Source organism: Kerstersia gyiorum (assembly GCF_048595715.1).
Classification (GTDB): domain Bacteria; phylum Pseudomonadota; class Gammaproteobacteria; order Burkholderiales; family Burkholderiaceae_B; genus Kerstersia; species Kerstersia gyiorum.
The window spans coordinates 3814891-3831534 of record NZ_CP169556.1 but is presented as its reverse complement, the minus strand read 5'-3'; the positions used below and the strand labels follow the sequence as shown (position 1 = coordinate 3831534).

The window sequence follows — 16644 nt, the reverse complement described above, 5'->3', positions numbered from 1 at the left end:
GTTTATTTTTCCAACAACCACAATAAAACAGAGGGTAGCCTCATGAGACAAGTTTCCCGAGTTCTGGCCGGCCTTGCCGCCGGCCTGGCGCTTTGTACATCTGCGACTGCCGGCCCCCGGCTGGACGCCATCATGGAGAGCAAGGTGTTGCGTGTGGGTACGCCAGGCGATTACCGGCCCTTTGCGATGAAGACAGCCGATGGCGGCTACGAGGGCCATGATATCGACGTCATCGAGCAGATCGCCAAGGAACTGGGGCTGCGGGTGGAATACGTGCAGACTTCCTGGCCCCAGCTGATGCCTGACCTGCAGGCCAATCATTTCGATGTGGCGGTGGGCGGCATCACGCGCAATGCCGCACGTATCGGCAAGGTCGAGATGCTGCCGGGCTATGCGCCCTTCGGCAAGGTCGCGCTGGTACGCAGCAGTGAAGCCGGCCGCTACCAGTCGGTGGCTGACCTGAACCAGCCCGGCGTGAAGGTCATCAAGAATCCCGGCGGGACCAACGAGGCTTTCGTGCTGGCCAACCTGGGCAAGGCCCAGATCAGCACGCATGACAAAAATGCGGAAATTCCTGCGCTGATTGCTGAAGGCAAGGGCGACGTGATGATCACGGAAACCTATGAAGCGTTGCACTACAGCAAGGCGGACCCGCGCCTGAGCGCGCAATTCATCGACACGCCGCTGACGCCCAAGAACTACCTGGGCTTCATGCTTCCGGTGGATGACCCGGATTACATCCGCGTGATGGAATTTGCCTGGGATCTGGTCGACAAGCGCGGGGGCGTCGAAGAAGCCGGCCGGCACTGGCTGAAGTAAACCATCTGGAGGGCCGTGCGGCCGCCTCGGCTGGCGCCCTGTCCGGTTCGCCGTCGGGGCGCCAGCCCTGGACCCAGGCAGGGCTGGTGAGGACAATTTCGTTGTAGCCAGCGCACGATTTCAACTATTTTATTCTTTTTAGTTGATAGCGCTTGACACTAGTAAAGAAGAGGTCCATAATTTTGAATTCTACGGAGAGGTGCCCGAGTGGTTAAAGGGGGCAGACTGTAAATCTGTTGGCTAACGCCTACGTTGGTTCGAATCCAACCCTCTCCACCAAGTTTGCTGAAGCGCCCGCACAATCGTTCAAGGACGAAGCGGGCGTTGATGTAGCGGGTAAGGTGGTCGCGTAAGCCCTCGGCAAGTGAGGCTGATCAGCCTGGCTGATTCGTGATTGCGGGTGTAGCTCAATGGTAGAGCAGAAGCCTTCCAAGCTTACGACGAGGGTTCGATTCCCTTCACCCGCTCCAGTAGTTGATTGTTTCGCCGTCGCAAGTACGGTGGAATCAATGCCCATGTGGCTCAGTGGTAGAGCACTCCCTTGGTAAGGGAGAGGTCACGCGTTCGATCCGCGTCATGGGCACCACTCTCCTTTCGTTGTTAAACACTCATACGCTTCTTATTCCAGGGCAGGAGTCCGTCATGGCAAAAGGTAAGTTTGAACGCACCAAGCCGCACGTGAACGTCGGCACGATCGGTCACGTTGACCACGGCAAGACGACGCTGACGGCGGCAATCGCCACGGTGCTGTCCAAGCAATTTGGCGGCGAAGCCAAGGGCTACGACCAGATCGACAACGCGCCGGAAGAAAAGGCTCGTGGTATCACGATCAACACCTCGCACGTGGAATACGAGACGAAGTCGCGCCACTATGCGCACGTTGACTGCCCGGGCCACGCGGACTATGTGAAGAACATGATCACGGGTGCAGCGCAGATGGACGGCGCGATCCTGGTGGTGTCGTCGGCTGACGGTCCCATGCCGCAAACGCGCGAGCACATTCTGCTGAGCCGTCAGGTTGGCGTGCCGTACATCATCGTGTTCCTGAACAAGGCCGACATGGTTGATGACGCCGAGCTGCTGGAACTGGTCGAAATGGAAGTGCGCGAGCTGCTGTCCAAGTACGACTTCCCGGGCGACGATACCCCGATCATCAAGGGTTCGGCCAAGCTGGCGCTGGAAGGCGACCAATCGGAAATGGGCGAGCCGGCCATTCTGCGTCTGGCCGAAGCGCTGGATTCGTACATCCCGACGCCTGAGCGCGCCGTGGACGGCACGTTCCTGATGCCTGTGGAAGACGTGTTCTCGATCTCGGGCCGTGGCACGGTGGTGACGGGTCGCGTTGAGCGCGGCATCATCAAGGTCGGCGAAGAAATCGAAATCGTCGGTATCCGCGACACCGTGAAGACGACTTGCACGGGCGTGGAAATGTTCCGCAAGCTGCTGGACCAAGGTCAGGCTGGCGACAACGTCGGTATCCTGCTGCGCGGCACCAAGCGTGAAGAAGTCGAGCGCGGCCAAGTGCTGGCCAAGCCCGGTTCGATCAAGCCGCACACGGAATTCACCGCCGAGGTGTACATCCTGTCGAAGGAAGAAGGCGGCCGCCACACCCCGTTCTTCAACGGCTATCGTCCACAGTTCTACTTCCGTACCACGGACGTGACGGGCACGATCGACCTGCCGGCTGACAAGGAAATGGTTCTGCCGGGCGACAACGTCTCCATCGTTGTGAAGCTGCTGGCCCCCATCGCCATGGAAGAAGGTCTGCGTTTCGCCATCCGTGAAGGCGGTCGTACCGTCGGCGCCGGCGTCGTTGCCAGCATCATCAAGTAAGTTGTCTCGTAAATGCAGCTGGTGTTAAAATGCCAGCTGCATTTTTTGCTGTCTTGTAGTAATATATAAGGCTATCCATTTCCCGGGTGGTCTTGCTGCCAGGTAATCGTAGGGGCATAGCTCAATTGGCAGAGCGTCGGTCTCCAAAACCGAAGGTTGTGGGTTCGATTCCTACTGCCCCTGCCACACTCCCATGTGTGGTTTCCTCCTATCTGGCTCGCGGCGTCAGAAAATGTCCAATACCAATGTAGAAACCGTTAGCCGTACCGCTGATCGCGTCAAGCTCGTCTTGGCCGTTCTGGTCGTTGCTGCTGGCATTTACGGATTTTCGGCGCTGAGCGCGCAGCCTCTGGTGGCGCGGGTGTCCGTTTTCCTGGGTTCGCTGGTTCTGGCTGCTGTCATCGCCTGGTTCAGTGAGCCGGGCCGTCGTTTCGGTGCCTTCGCGCAAGCTTCCTACGAGGAAGTGCGTCGCCGCGTAACCTGGCCGACCCGCAAGGAAACGGTACAGATGACGGGCGTGGTGTTCGCGTTCGTGATTGTCATGTCCATCCTGCTGTGGTTTGTGGACAAGATTATTCAGTGGGGTCTGTATGACCTCCTCATGGGCTGGAACTAAGGACGCGTAATGAGCAAGCGTTGGTATGTCGTCCATGTGTATTCCGGCATGGAAAAAAGTGTTAATCGTGCGCTGGTGGAACGTATCCAGCGTGCGGATCTGGAAAACTCCTTTGGCCGCATCCTCGTTCCTTCCGAAGAAGTCGTGGAAGTGAAGGGCGGCCAGAAGTCCATCACCGAGCGCCGTATTTATCCGGGCTATGTGCTGGTCGAAATGGAGTTGACGGATGAAACCTGGCACCTGGTGAAGAGCACGCCTCGCGTGACTGGCTTCCTGGGTGGCACCGGTAACCGGCCCACGCCGATTTCCGAGCGCGAAGTCCAGGGCATCCTGTCGCAAATGGAAGAGGGTGGTGAAAAGCCCCGTCCCAAGATTCTGTTCGAAGTGGGCGAAATGGTGCGTGTCAAAGAAGGTCCGTTCGCGGATTTCAATGGCAGCGTCGAAGACGTCAACTACGAGAAAAGCAAGGTCCGTGTCACGGTCACGATTTTCGGTCGTGCCACACCGGTCGAGCTGGATTTCAGCCAGGTCGAAAAGACCTGAGCTTCTGACGGAAGCCGCCGGCCAGTCTGGCGGCATTTCCGATTTTCAACCTCGGGGAGTTTCCCGTCCTGGGAAACGTTTGTACCCGTCTGGAGTTAAAGATGGCGAAGAAAATCGTCGGCTTTATCAAGCTGCAGGTCCCGGCTGGTAAGGCTAATCCTTCCCCCCCCATCGGTCCGGCGCTGGGTCAGCGCGGTCTGAACATCATGGAATTCTGCAAGGCGTTCAACGCCAAGACGCAGAGCCTGGAGCCGGGTCTGCCCATCCCCGTGGTCATCACAGCCTACGCGGACAAGAGCTTCACCTTCATCATGAAGACCCCGCCCGCGACCATTCTGATCAAGAAGGCCGCTGGTGTGCAAAAGGGTTCGCCCAAGCCCCATACCGACAAGGTCGGCACGCTGACGCGCGCCCAGGCTGAAGAAATCGCCAAGACCAAGGCGCCTGACCTGACCGCTGCCGATCTGGACGCCGCCGTGCGCACGATCGCCGGTAGCGCTGCCAGCATGGGTATTACGGTTGAAGGAGTGATCTGATATGGCTAAGCTTTCCAAGCGCACCGCTGCTCTGCGTGCCAAGATCGACCGCACCAAGCTGTACCCCGTCGCTGACGCGCTGGCCCTGATCAAGGAAACCGCGACTGCCAAGTTCAACGAATCCGTTGACGTGGCCGTGCAGCTGGGTATCGACCCCCGCAAGTCGGACCAACTGGTCCGTGGCTCCGTGGTTCTGCCTGCCGGTACCGGCAAGAGCGTCCGCGTCGCTGTTTTCGCCCAAGGCGAAAAAGCGGAAGCCGCCAAGGCTGCTGGCGCCGACATCGTCGGCCTGGAAGACCTGGCCGAGCGCATCAAGGGCGGTCAGATCGACTTCGACGTGGTCATTGCTTCGCCCGACACGATGCGTGTCGTCGGTGCCCTGGGTCAAGTCCTGGGCCCCCGGGGCCTGATGCCGAACCCGAAGGTCGGCACCGTGACCCCGGACGTCGTCACCGCTGTCAAGAATGCCAAGGCTGGCCAAGTGCAATACCGTACCGACAAGGCCGGTATCATCCACGCCACCATCGGCCGTGCTTCGTTCGACGTGGCTCAGCTGCAGACCAACCTGGCTGCCCTGATCGACGCGCTGAACAAGGCTCGTCCCGCTGCCGCCAAGGGCGTTTACCTGCGCAAGGTTGCCGTGTCCTCCACCATGGGTGGCGGCGCGCGTGTTGAAGTCGCTTCGCTGACTTCGGCCGCCTGATAGCAGGTTTGTTGTAAAGACTTTGGGCTTCATCCGGGCCCCCTGGGCCTGGATGCTGCTGTCAAAGACCGCTGGAATGCCCGGCAGCCGCCATATCGCTTGCGATACGGACGTCAACCGGGGATTTAATGATGCAGGTAGCTGCGTCTCCAGCGTAGACGGCGTCCCACGGAAGATTTCTTGTAGTTCAAGAACTCGTCCAGGTTCGCCGCATTCGGTACGACATCGGGATTTTCCTGGTGTCCTTTGATGGAGTGTTCAACCGTGAGTCTCAATCGTCAAGAGAAAGCGGCAGTTATCGAAGAAGTTTCGGCCGAGCTGGTCGAAGCCAAGTCGATCGTTGTTGCTGAGTATCGTGGTCTGGACGTCGCCTCCGTCACCGTACTGCGCAAGAATGCGCGCCAATCGGGCGTCTATCTGCGTGTTCTGAAGAACACGCTGGTGCGTCGCGCTGTTGCCGGCACGGCTTTCGAGCCGCTGTCCGAGCAACTGACCGGTCCGCTGATGTACGCCATCAGCAATGATCCGGTTGCGGCCGCCAAGGTGCTGAGTGACTTCGCTAAGACCAACGACAAGCTGGTCATCAAGGGCGGTTCGCTGCCCAACAGCGTGCTCGACGTTGAAGGCGTGAAGGCCCTGGCCTCCCTGCCGTCGCGTGAAGAGCTGCTGGCGAAGCTGCTGGGCACCATGCAAGCCCCGATTACGCAATTTGCCCGTACGCTCAACGAAGTGCCGACCAAGTTCGTGCGTGGCCTCGCGGCCGTGCGCGACCAGAAGGCCGAAGCCTGATCAGGCTTCCCCTCTGGAAATGGTCGGTATCAATTGAACGACTGAGCGACAACCATACCCTGGCATTATCCAATTTTGGAGTTCTTTGAAAATGGCACTGAATAAAGCTGAAATCCTCGAAGCCATCGCTGGCCTCACCGTGCTCGAACTGTCCGAGCTGATCAAGGATCTGGAAGAAAAGTTTGGCGTGTCGGCTGCTGCCGCCGCTGTTGCTGTGGCCGCTCCGGCTGCTGGCGCTGCTGCTCCCGCAGCTGAAGAAAAGACCGAATTTGACGTCGTGCTGCTCGAAGCCGGCGCCAACAAGGTCAGCGTCATCAAGGCCGTGCGCGAACTGACGGGCCTGGGCCTGAAGGAAGCCAAGGACCTGGTCGACGGCGCTCCCAAGACCGTGAAGGAAGCGCTGGCCAAGGCTGACGCCGAAGCCGCCAAGAAGAAGCTGGAAGAAGCCGGCGCCAAGGTCGAACTGAAGTAAGACCTGCGTTTTGCTGCCCGGAGAGGTCTTGGTGCCTCCTCCGGGCTTTTGCGTTTCCAGGAAACCCATCTGGCCAGCTGGGTTTTGTCCCGCAGTCGGATTTCCTGGAGTCGTACCTGGGGCCGTGGTTTGACGGTCCATGCAACCTCGAGTCGGAGTGCTCATGCCTTACTCGTTTACCGAAAAAAAGCGCATCCGCAAAAATTTTGCCAAGCGGGAAGACGTTCAGAACGTGCCGTATCTGCTGGCAACGCAGCTGCAGTCCTTCCGGACTTTTCTGCAGTCGGAAGTGCCCTCATCCGAACGCAAGGATGAAGGCCTCCAAGCCGCTTTTTCTTCTATTTTCCCGATCGTCAGCCACAATCAGATGGCTCGTCTGGAATTCGTCAGCTACACGCTCGGCGAACCGGTCTTCGACGTCAAGGAATGCCAGCAACGTGGTCTGACCTATGCGTCGCCGCTACGCGCCAAAGTCCGCCTGGTGCTGCTCGACCGTGAAGTGAGCAAACCGACAGTCAAGGAAGTGAAGGAACAGGAAGTCTACATGGGCGAAATTCCGCTCATGACCGACACCGGTTCGTTCGTCATCAACGGTACCGAGCGCGTCATCGTGTCGCAGCTGCACCGTTCGCCTGGCGTGTTCTTTGAGCACGACCGCGGCAAGACTCACAGTTCCGGCAAGCTGCTGTTCTCTGCCCGCGTGATTCCTTACCGTGGCTCCTGGCTGGACTTCGAGTTCGACCCCAAGGATCTGCTGTTCTTCCGCGTTGACCGCCGCCGCAAGATGCCGGTGTCGATCCTGCTGAAGGCGATCGGCATGACGCCGGAATCCATCCTGGCCTACTTCTTCGATTTCGACCACTTCGACCTGAAGAGCGAAGGCGGCATGATGGAGTTCGTGCCGGAACGCTGGAAGGGTGAAGTGGCCCGTTTCGACATCACCGACCGCGAAGGCACGGTGCTGGTCGAGAAGGACAAGCGCATCAATGCCAAGCATCTGCGCGATATCGCCAAGGCGGGTATCGAGTGGATTTCCGTGCCCGAGGACTTCCTCGTGGGCCGTGTGCTGGCCAAGAACATCGTTGATCCGGATACCGGCGAAGTGCTGGCCAACGCCAACGACGAAATCACCGAGAGCCTGCTGGAAAACCTGCGCAGCGCCGGCGTGCCGTCCATCCAGACGCTGTACACCAACGACCTGGATCGCGGCCCCTACATCTCGATGACGCTGCGTACCGACGACACTGCGGACCAGAACGCCGCCCGCGTCGCGATCTACCGCATGATGCGTCCTGGCGAGCCGCCTACGGAAGAAGCCGTCGAGGCCCTGTTCAACCGTCTGTTCTACAGCGAAGAGTCGTATGACCTGTCGCGCGTGGGCCGGATGAAGGTCAACAGCCGCTTGAACCGCGAAAACGTGCTGGAAGGCCCGACCACGCTGACCAACGAAGATATCGTTGAAACCATCAAGCTGCTGGTCGAGCTGCGTAACGGCCGTGGCCAGATCGACGATATCGACCACTTGGGCAATCGTCGCGTGCGCTGTGTGGGTGAACTGGCCGAGAACCAGTTCCGCGCCGGCCTGGTGCGCGTCGAGCGCGCCGTCAAGGAACGTCTGGGCCAGGCCGAGACCGAAAACCTGATGCCGCACGACCTGATCAACTCCAAGCCGATTTCCGCGGCGATCAAGGAGTTCTTCGGTTCCAGCCAGCTGTCGCAGTTCATGGACCAGACCAACCCGCTGTCGGAAATCACGCACAAGCGTCGTGTTTCCGCTTTGGGCCCGGGCGGTCTGACGCGTGAGCGCGCCGGCTTCGAAGTGCGCGACGTGCACCCGACCCACTACGGCCGCGTGTGTCCCATCGAAACGCCTGAAGGTCCGAACATCGGCCTGATCAACTCGATGGCTCTGTACGCCCGCCTGAACGAATACGGCTTCCTGGAAACGCCTTATCGCAAGGTCGAGAACGGCCGCGTGACCGACACGATCGACTATCTGTCGGCCATCGAGGAAAACCGTTACGTCATCGCTCAGGCCAACGCGCGCCTGGACGAGGAAAACCGTTTCGTCGACGATCTGGTTGCCTGCCGCGAAGATGGCGAAACCATGATGACGTCCGGTGCCAACGTGCACTACATGGACGTTGCCCCGTCGCAGATCGTGTCCGTGGCTGCCTCGCTGATTCCGTTCCTGGAGCATGATGACGCCAACCGTGCACTGATGGGCGCCAACATGCAACGCCAGGCTGTGCCTTGCCTGCGTCCGGAGAAGCCTCTGGTCGGTACCGGCATCGAGCGCACCGTCGCCGTTGACTCGGGTACGACCGTGCAGGCCCGCCGTGGCGGTATCGTCGATTACGTCGATGCCGAGCGCGTGGTGATTCGCGTCAATGATGAAGAAAACATCGCTGGCGAAGTCGGCGTTGATATCTACAACCTGATCAAGTACACGCGTTCCAACCAGAACACCAACATCAACCAGCGCCCCATCGTGCGCCGTGGTGACCTGGTGGCTCGTGGCGACGTGCTGGCTGATGGCGCTTCGACCGATCTGGGCGAACTGGCGCTGGGCCAGAACATGCTGATCGCGTTCATGCCCTGGAACGGCTACAACTTCGAGGATTCGATCCTGATCTCCGAGAACGTTGTTGCCAATGATCGCTATACCTCGGTGCACATCGAGGAACTGACGGTCGTGGCGCGCGATACCAAGCTGGGTGCGGAAGAAATCACCCGCGATATCAGCAACCTGCCCGAAGTGCAGTTGAACCGCCTGGATGATTCCGGCATCGTGCACATCGGCGCGGAAGTCCGTGCCGATGACGTGCTGGTCGGCAAGGTGACGCCCAAGGGCGAAACCCAGCTGACGCCGGAAGAAAAGCTGCTGCGCGCGATTTTCGGCGAGAAGGCTTCCGACGTTAAGGACACCTCGCTGCGCGTGCCGTCCGGCATGGTCGGCACCGTCATCGACGTGCAGGTGTTCACGCGTGAAGGCATCGTGCGCGACAAGCGCGCCCAGTCCATCATCGACGACGAACTGCGCCGCTATCGCCAGGACCTGAACGACCAGCTGCGTATCGTCGAAAACGATACCTTCGACCGTATCGAGAAGCTGCTGGTCGGCAAGACCGTCAACGGCGGTCCGCGCAAGCTGGCCAAGGGTTCCGTGCTGAGCAAGGAATACCTGGCTGACCTGACCGATCGCTGGCAGTGGTTCGACATCCGCCTGGCCGACGAGCAACATGCGCTGGTGCTGGAGCAGGCCAAGGAATCGCTGGAGCAGAAACGCCACCAGTTCGACCTGGCCTTCGAAGAAAAGCGCAAGAAGCTGACGCAAGGCGACGAGCTGCCTCCGGGCGTGCTGAAGATGGTCAAGGTCTACCTGGCCGTCAAGCGCCGCCTGCAGCCTGGCGACAAGATGGCAGGCCGTCACGGTAACAAGGGTGTGGTGTCCCGCATCCTGCCGGTGGAAGACATGCCCCACATGGCTGACGGTACGCCGGCCGACATCGTTCTGAACCCGCTGGGCGTGCCTTCGCGGATGAACGTGGGTCAGGTGCTGGAAGTTCACCTGGGCTGGGCTGCCAAAGGCCTGGGCCATCGCGTGGCCGAGATGCTGGCCGACGAGCGCAAGATCGAAGTGGCCAAGCTGCGCGCCTTCTTCGACAAGGTGTACAACGGTTCCGGTACGCCGGCCGCGCTGGACACCCTGACGGATGATGAGATCATCACGATGGCGTACAACCTGAAGAACGGCGTGCCTCTGGCAACGCCAGTGTTCGACGGCGCCAGCGAGGAAGACATCGAACAGATGCTGCGTCTGGCCTATCCGGACGAGATCGCGCAGAAGCTGCGCCTGACCGACAGCCGCACGCAAGCGTGGCTGATCGACGGCCGCACCGGCGAACCGTTCGAGCGTCCCGTCACCGTTGGCTACATGCACTATCTGAAGCTGCACCACTTGGTCGATGACAAGATGCACGCGCGTTCGACCGGCCCGTACTCGCTGGTGACCCAGCAGCCGCTGGGTGGTAAGGCTCAGTTCGGTGGCCAGCGTTTCGGGGAGATGGAAGTGTGGGCGCTGGAAGCCTATGGCGCCTCCTACACCCTGCAGGAAATGCTGACGGTGAAGTCCGACGATATCAACGGCCGGACCAAGATCTACGAAAACATCGTCAAGGGCGATCACACCATCGACGCCGGCATGCCCGAGTCGTTCAACGTGCTGGTCAAGGAAATTCGTTCCCTGGCCATCGACATGGATTTGGAGCGTAACTAATGAAAGCGCTACTCGACCTTTTCAAACAGGTTTCGCAGGATGATCAGTTCGACGCGATCAAGGTCGGCCTGGCGTCGCCCGAAAAGATCCGTTCCTGGTCCTTCGGCGAGGTGCGCAAGCCCGAAACCATCAACTACCGCACGTTCAAGCCTGAACGCGATGGCCTGTTCTGCGCCAAGATCTTTGGCCCGGTCAAGGACTACGAGTGCTTGTGCGGCAAGTACAAGCGCCTGAAGCATCGTGGCGTGATCTGCGAGAAGTGCGGTGTTGAAGTCACCGTGGCCAAGGTGCGCCGTGAGCGCATGGGCCACATCGAGCTGGCCAGCCCGGTCGCGCACATCTGGTTCCTGAAGAGCCTGCCGTCCCGTCTGGGCATGGTGCTCGACATGACGCTGCGCGACATCGAGCGCGTGCTGTACTTCGAAGCCTGGTGCGTGATCGAACCCGGCATGACGCCGCTCAAGCGCGGCCAGATCATGTCGGACGACGATTACCTCGCCAAGACCGAGGAATACGGTGACGACTTCCGTGCCCTGATGGGCGCGGAAGCCGTGCGCGAACTGCTGCGCTCCATCGACATCGACCGCGAAGTGGAAACGCTGCGCGGCGAGTTGAAGGCCACTTCGTCCGACGCCAAGATCAAGAAGATTTCCAAGCGCCTGAAGGTGCTGGAAGGCTTCCAGAAGTCCGGCATCAAGCCTGACTGGATGATCATGGAAGTGCTGCCCGTGCTGCCGCCGGACCTGCGTCCGCTGGTGCCGCTGGATGGCGGCCGCTTCGCGACCTCCGATCTGAACGATCTGTACCGCCGCGTCATCAACCGCAACAACCGCCTGAAGCGCCTGCTGGAACTGAAGGCGCCGGAAATCATCCTGCGCAACGAAAAGCGCATGCTGCAGGAAGCGGTGGATTCGCTGCTGGATAACGGCCGTCGCGGCAAGGCCATGACGGGCGCCAACAAGCGCCAGCTGAAGTCGCTGGCCGACATGATCAAGGGCAAGGGCGGTCGTTTCCGTCAGAACCTGCTGGGCAAGCGTGTGGACTACTCGGGCCGTTCGGTCATCGTGGTGGGTCCGCAGCTGCGTCTGCACCAGTGCGGTCTGCCCAAGCTGATGGCGCTGGAACTGTTCAAGCCGTTCATCTTCAACCGCCTGGAAGCGATGGGTCTCACGACCACCATCAAGGCAGCCAAGAAGATGGTCGAAAGCCATGAGCCGGTGGTGTGGGATATCCTCGAAGAAGTCATCCGCGAACACCCGGTGATGCTCAACCGTGCGCCTACGCTGCACCGTCTGGGTATTCAGGCATTCGAACCGACGCTGATCGAAGGCAAGGCCATCCAGCTGCACCCGCTGGTTTGCGCGGCGTTCAACGCCGACTTCGACGGTGACCAGATGGCCGTGCACGTGCCGCTCTCGCTGGAAGCACAGCTGGAAGCACGCACCCTGATGCTGGCCTCGAACAACGTGCTGTTCCCCGCCAGCGGCGAGCCGTCCATCGTGCCGTCGCAGGATATCGTGCTGGGTCTGTATTACGCGACTCGCGAGCGTATCAACGGCAAGGGCGAAGGCATGTTCCTGACGGACATCGCTGAAGTCCAGCGTGCCTACGACAACGGTGAAGTCGAGCTGCACAGCCGCATCACCGTGCGCCTGAACGAGTATGTGAAGGACGAGAACGGCGAGTTCCAGCCGGTGCTGCGCCGCTTCCAGACGACCGTCGGCCGCGCGCTGCTGTCCGAGATCCTGCCCAAGGGCCTGCCTTTCGAGTCGCTCAACCGCGCCTTGAAGAAGAAGGAAATCTCGCGCCTGATCAACCAGTCGTTCCGCCGCTGCGGCCTGCGCGCCACGGTGATCTTCGCTGACAAGCTGATGCAGTCGGGTTTCCGCCTTTCGACGCGCGCCGGTATCTCCATCGCCATGGGCGACATGGTGATCCCGGACGTCAAGGTGAAGATCCTGGACGAAGCCAGCGCCGAAGTGAAGGAAATCGACAAGCAGTATTCCTCCGGTCTGGTGACGGCGCAGGAACGCTACAACAACGTCGTGGACATCTGGGGCAAGGCTGGCGATAAAGTCGGCAAGGCGATGATGGAGCAGCTGGCCACCGAGCCTGTGATCGACCGCCATGGCAAGGAAGTGCGCCAGGAATCGTTCAACTCCATCTACATGATGGCCGACTCCGGCGCCCGGGGTTCCGCTGCCCAGATCCGCCAGCTGGCAGGTATGCGCGGCCTGATGGCCAAGCCTGACGGCTCGATCATCGAAACGCCCATTACCGCCAACTTCCGTGAAGGCCTGAACGTACTCCAGTACTTCATCTCCACTCACGGTGCGCGTAAGGGTCTGGCTGATACGGCACTGAAGACGGCAAACTCGGGTTACCTGACGCGCCGTCTGGTGGACGTGACGCAGGATCTGGTGATTCGCGGTGACGATTGCGGTACCTCGCACGGTTACGTCATGCGCGCGCTGGTCGAAGGCGGTGAAGTCATCGAAGCCCTGCGCGACCGCGTGCTGGGCCGCGTGGCTGCCATTGACATCGTCAACCCGGACACCCAGGAAACCGTGATCCCGGCCGGCACCATGCTGGACGAAGATGCGGTCGAACTGATCGACGCCGTGGGTGTGGACGAGATCAAGGTCCGCACGCCGCTGACCTGCGAAACCCGTCACGGCCTGTGCGCCAAGTGCTATGGCCGCGACCTGGGCCGTGGCTCGCTGGTCAACGTCGGCGAAGCTGTCGGCGTCATCGCGGCACAGTCCATCGGTGAACCCGGCACGCAGCTGACGATGCGTACCTTCCACATCGGTGGCGCGGCATCGCGTGCGGCGCTGGCCAGCGGCGTGGAAACGAAGGTGAGCGGCAGGGTCGCATTCGCCAGTTCCATGCGCTATGTCACCAACGTCAAGGGCGAGCGCGTGGCGATCTCCCGTTCCGGTGAAATCGTCATCTCGGATGACAACGGCCGCGAACGCGAACGCCACAAGGTGCCGTATGGCGCCACCGTGCTGGTGGGTGACGGCGACGTCATCCAGGCCGGTACGCGCCTGGCGTCGTGGGATCCGCTGACCCGCCCCATCGTGTCGGAATATGTCGGCAAGGTGCGCTTCGAGAACATCGAAGAAGGCGTGACCGTTGCCAAGCAGGTCGACGAAGTGACCGGCCTGTCAACGCTGGTTGTCATTACGCCCAAAACGCGTGGCGGCAAGCAGGCGCTGCGTCCGCAGATCAAGCTGCTCAATGAGCAGAATGAGGAAGTCCGCATCCCCGGCACTGATCACCTGGTGAACATTTCGTTCCCGGTGGGCGCGCTGATCACGGTGCGCGACGGCCAGGACGTTTCCATCGGTGAAGTGCTGGCGCGTATTCCCCAGGAATCGCAGAAGACCCGCGATATTACCGGGGGTCTGCCGCGCGTGGCCGAGCTGTTCGAAGCCCGTTCGCCCAAGGACGCCGGTCTGCTGGCCGAAGTCACGGGTACGGTTTCGTTCGGCAAGGACACCAAGGGCAAGCAGCGCCTGGTCATCACCGACATGGAAGGCGTGGCGCACGAGTTCCTGATTCCGAAGGAAAAGCAGGTGCTGGTGCACGATGGCCAAGTCGTGAACAAGGGCGAAATGATCGTCGACGGTCCGGCCGACCCGCACGATATCCTGCGTCTGCAAGGGATCGAAGCGCTGGCGTCCTACATCGTCGACGAAGTCCAGGACGTGTACCGTCTGCAAGGCGTGAAGATCAACGACAAGCACATTGAAGTGATCGTGCGCCAAATGCTGCGCCGCGTGCATGTCGTCGACGCCGGTGATACCGACTTCATTCCTGGCGAACAGGTCGAGCGTTCGGAACTGCTCAACGCCAACGATCGCATGGATGCGGAAGGCCTGCGCCCCGCTACCTACGAAAACGTGCTGTTGGGGATTACCAAGGCGTCGCTGTCTACCGACTCGTTCATCTCCGCGGCTTCCTTCCAGGAAACCACCCGGGTGCTGACCGAAGCGGCCATCATGGGCAAGCGCGACGACCTGCGTGGCCTGAAGGAAAACGTCATTGTGGGTCGCCTGATCCCGGCCGGTACCGGTCTGGCTTACCACGGCGCTCGCAAGGAAAAGGAAAGCTTCGAGGCTGCAGAGCGCGAAGCCGCCCGTGCGCTGGCCAACCCGTTCGAGGACGATCCGCTGCCGCCCAGCGGCAACCCGTTCGAAAACGTGTCGCTGCACGCCAGCAATCCGGAAACGCCCGAGGAGTAATCCCCGCGAGATCCCGCCGCGCTCCTGGTGCGGCGGACTTGACTCCCCCATGTTGCCTCGGGCGGCATGGGGGTTTGTTTTTTTATGGAGTGTGATGATGTCGGTTCAGATCGAGACCATGAGTCTGGCAGACCTGGATGCCGTGCTGGCTTTGCAGGCGCAGGTCTATGACGCCGATCTGCTGGAAGATGCTGATTTCTATGCCAATCGCCTGGCACTGGCGCAGGCAAGTTGCTGGGTGGCGCGCGCCGATGATGCGCAAGTGTGCGGCTATCTGATTTCCTATCCTTGGGATGCAGGCCTGCCCCCGGCGCTCAATGCGCGGCTGGAGACGCTGCCCCAGCCGGCGGACACCTGGTTCCTGCATGATTGCGCGGTTGCGCCCCGCATGGCCGGACGCGGCGTGGCAAGCAGCATGCTGGCCTTTGGCCGGCAATGGGCGCGCATGGCCGGCATGCGCCGTGCTGCCCTGGTATCGCTGGCCCATGCCTGCCGCTACTGGTCGCGCCACGGATTCGAACCCGTGACTGTCACGCCGGGCAGCCCTGTTGCGGACAAGCTGGCTGGGTATGGTACGGGCGCCAGTTGGATGACGCTGGCGCTCTGATGGTTGCCTGGCGGCTGGCGCTTCCTGGGGGGCGTCAGCCGCGCAATGGTAGGCACAGGCACGCGGCTGACAGCTTGCCTCCTCAGGCATGGAAAGCGGGGATTGAACCGCGCAATTGTCTCGAAAATAGAGACATTGAATTGTTTTAATGCATATTTATTGCCAGTTCCTTCATATCTACAATTCACTTCATTGGTCCTGCACTGTATGAACCCTGTTTCGGCAGCGCCAGGACACCGGTGATTGCACCGGTGATTGCCACCCGCCCGGTACGTTGCGCCTTGTCATAGAAGGCCAGTGGCATCGGGCTGACAAAGGAGTGAATCATGTCTGCCAAACAAGCCGTGCTGTTCGTTTCCCACGGATCGCCGACGTTTGCCGTGGAACCCGGCCTGGCTGGCCCGCAACTGCAGGCGTTGGGGGCGAGTATGCCGCGTCCGGCCGCCATCGTGGTTATTTCCCCGCATTGGATGACCCGCGGGGGCGCTTTGATCAGTGCTGCGCGGCAACAGGAAACCATCCATGATTTCGGCGGATTTCCGGCTGAACTGTATACCCTGCAGTATCCCGCCCAGGGAGCGCCGGAATTGGCGGCGCGGGTGGCTGGCCTGCTGGGTGAGGCGGGCTTCGCTACCGGCCTGGACGAAGCACGCGGTCTTGATCACGGCGCCTGGGTGCCTTTGCGTTATCTGTACCCGAATGCCGATGTGCCCGTGTTCCAGATTGCCATGCCTTATCCGCTGGATACGCGTGCAGCGCTGGCCCTGGGCCGGGCCTTGCGGCCGCTGCGCGATGAAGGTGTGTTGATCCTGGCTTCCGGCAGCCTGACCCATAATTTATATGAGATCAGGCGCGAGGCCAGTGCATCCGGCACCGGTGATGCCGAGATGTATGCGCTGGCCTTCACCAGCTGGGTGCGTGCGGCGGTACAGGCGCGCAACTGGGACCGCCTGGCCGATTACCGGCGCCTGGCACCGGACGCCGTGCGCTCGCATCCGACCGAAGAGCACTTCCTGCCACTGCTGATTGCGGCCGGTGCGACGGATGATGACGAAGCGGCGCAGGTTTTCGATGGCGGTGTTACGTATGGCGTGCTGGCGATGGAATCCTATGCCTGGGGAGCGCCGTTGGTGAATGTCGCCGGTGCGGCAGGCAAGTAAGTCAGGTACGTCTGTCGTCGCAGGCGGCGGAAGAGCA

12 protein-coding genes and 4 tRNA genes are annotated in these 16644 nt (G+C 60.8%); all 16 read left to right on the top strand.

Features of this window, described 5'->3' with window-relative positions; all coding sequences use genetic code 11:
- Nucleotides 1-42 precede the first annotated feature (42 nt).
- The 16 genes from ACEW7X_RS16870 to ACEW7X_RS16795 all read left to right on the top strand — a co-directional run bounded on the left by ACEW7X_RS16870 (nucleotide 43) and on the right by ACEW7X_RS16795 (nucleotide 16607).
- Nucleotides 43-819: a transporter substrate-binding domain-containing protein gene (locus ACEW7X_RS16870; protein WP_068373456.1), complete on the top strand. Its 777-nt coding sequence runs from the start codon at nucleotides 43-45 to the stop codon at nucleotides 817-819.
- 193 nt (nucleotides 820-1012) lie between these two features.
- A tRNA-Tyr gene (locus ACEW7X_RS16865) sits at nucleotides 1013-1098 on the top strand.
- A 117-nt stretch (nucleotides 1099-1215) separates the two neighbouring features.
- Nucleotides 1216-1289: transfer RNA gene (locus ACEW7X_RS16860), tRNA-Gly, on the top strand.
- 41 nt (nucleotides 1290-1330) lie between these two features.
- Nucleotides 1331-1405, top strand: a tRNA-Thr gene (locus ACEW7X_RS16855).
- A gap of 56 nt (nucleotides 1406-1461) precedes the next feature.
- Nucleotides 1462-2652, top strand: a complete 1191-nt coding sequence (gene tuf, locus ACEW7X_RS16850; RefSeq protein WP_068375540.1) for an elongation factor Tu — start codon at nucleotides 1462-1464, stop codon at nucleotides 2650-2652.
- Between the two features lie 110 nt (nucleotides 2653-2762).
- Nucleotides 2763-2838 (top strand) — tRNA-Trp (locus tag ACEW7X_RS16845).
- 46 nt (nucleotides 2839-2884) lie between these two features.
- Nucleotides 2885-3268, top strand: a complete 384-nt coding sequence (gene secE, locus ACEW7X_RS16840) for a preprotein translocase subunit SecE (protein WP_068373390.1) — start codon at nucleotides 2885-2887, stop codon at nucleotides 3266-3268.
- A 9-nt stretch (nucleotides 3269-3277) separates the two neighbouring features.
- On the top strand, nucleotides 3278-3811 hold the full coding sequence (nusG, locus tag ACEW7X_RS16835; RefSeq protein ID WP_068373387.1) for a transcription termination/antitermination protein NusG: 534 nt from the start codon (nucleotides 3278-3280) through the stop codon (nucleotides 3809-3811).
- A 101-nt stretch (nucleotides 3812-3912) separates the two neighbouring features.
- Nucleotides 3913-4347 carry a 50S ribosomal protein L11 gene (gene rplK, locus ACEW7X_RS16830; RefSeq protein ID WP_068373384.1) on the top strand — a complete coding sequence of 145 codons (435 nt, stop codon included), beginning with the start codon at nucleotides 3913-3915 and terminating at the stop codon, nucleotides 4345-4347.
- Nucleotide 4348: 1 nt separating this feature from the next.
- Nucleotides 4349-5050, top strand: a complete 702-nt coding sequence (rplA, locus tag ACEW7X_RS16825) for a 50S ribosomal protein L1 (protein WP_127775462.1) — start codon at nucleotides 4349-4351, stop codon at nucleotides 5048-5050.
- Between the two features lie 264 nt (nucleotides 5051-5314).
- On the top strand, nucleotides 5315-5839 hold the full coding sequence (rplJ, locus tag ACEW7X_RS16820; protein WP_127775461.1) for a 50S ribosomal protein L10: 525 nt from the start codon (nucleotides 5315-5317) through the stop codon (nucleotides 5837-5839).
- A gap of 91 nt (nucleotides 5840-5930) precedes the next feature.
- A complete protein-coding gene (rplL, locus tag ACEW7X_RS16815; RefSeq protein WP_068373374.1) occupies nucleotides 5931-6311 on the top strand; it encodes a 50S ribosomal protein L7/L12 in 381 nt (126 codons plus the stop codon).
- Nucleotides 6312-6474: 163 nt separating this feature from the next.
- Nucleotides 6475-10590, top strand: a complete 4116-nt coding sequence (rpoB, locus tag ACEW7X_RS16810; RefSeq protein WP_068373371.1) for a DNA-directed RNA polymerase subunit beta — start codon at nucleotides 6475-6477, stop codon at nucleotides 10588-10590.
- On the top strand, nucleotides 10590-14840 hold the full coding sequence (gene rpoC, locus ACEW7X_RS16805) for a DNA-directed RNA polymerase subunit beta' (RefSeq protein WP_068373368.1): 4251 nt from the start codon (nucleotides 10590-10592) through the stop codon (nucleotides 14838-14840). Before rpoB ends, rpoC begins: the two co-directional genes overlap by 1 nt.
- Nucleotides 14841-14931: 91 nt before the next feature.
- A complete protein-coding gene (locus ACEW7X_RS16800; RefSeq protein ID WP_372726424.1) occupies nucleotides 14932-15447 on the top strand; it encodes a GNAT family N-acetyltransferase in 516 nt (171 codons plus the stop codon).
- A gap of 326 nt (nucleotides 15448-15773) precedes the next feature.
- Complete coding sequence (locus ACEW7X_RS16795) at nucleotides 15774-16607, top strand: dioxygenase (protein ID WP_420177450.1); 834 nt, start codon at nucleotides 15774-15776, stop codon at nucleotides 16605-16607.
- Nucleotides 16608-16644: the final 37 nt, after the last annotated feature.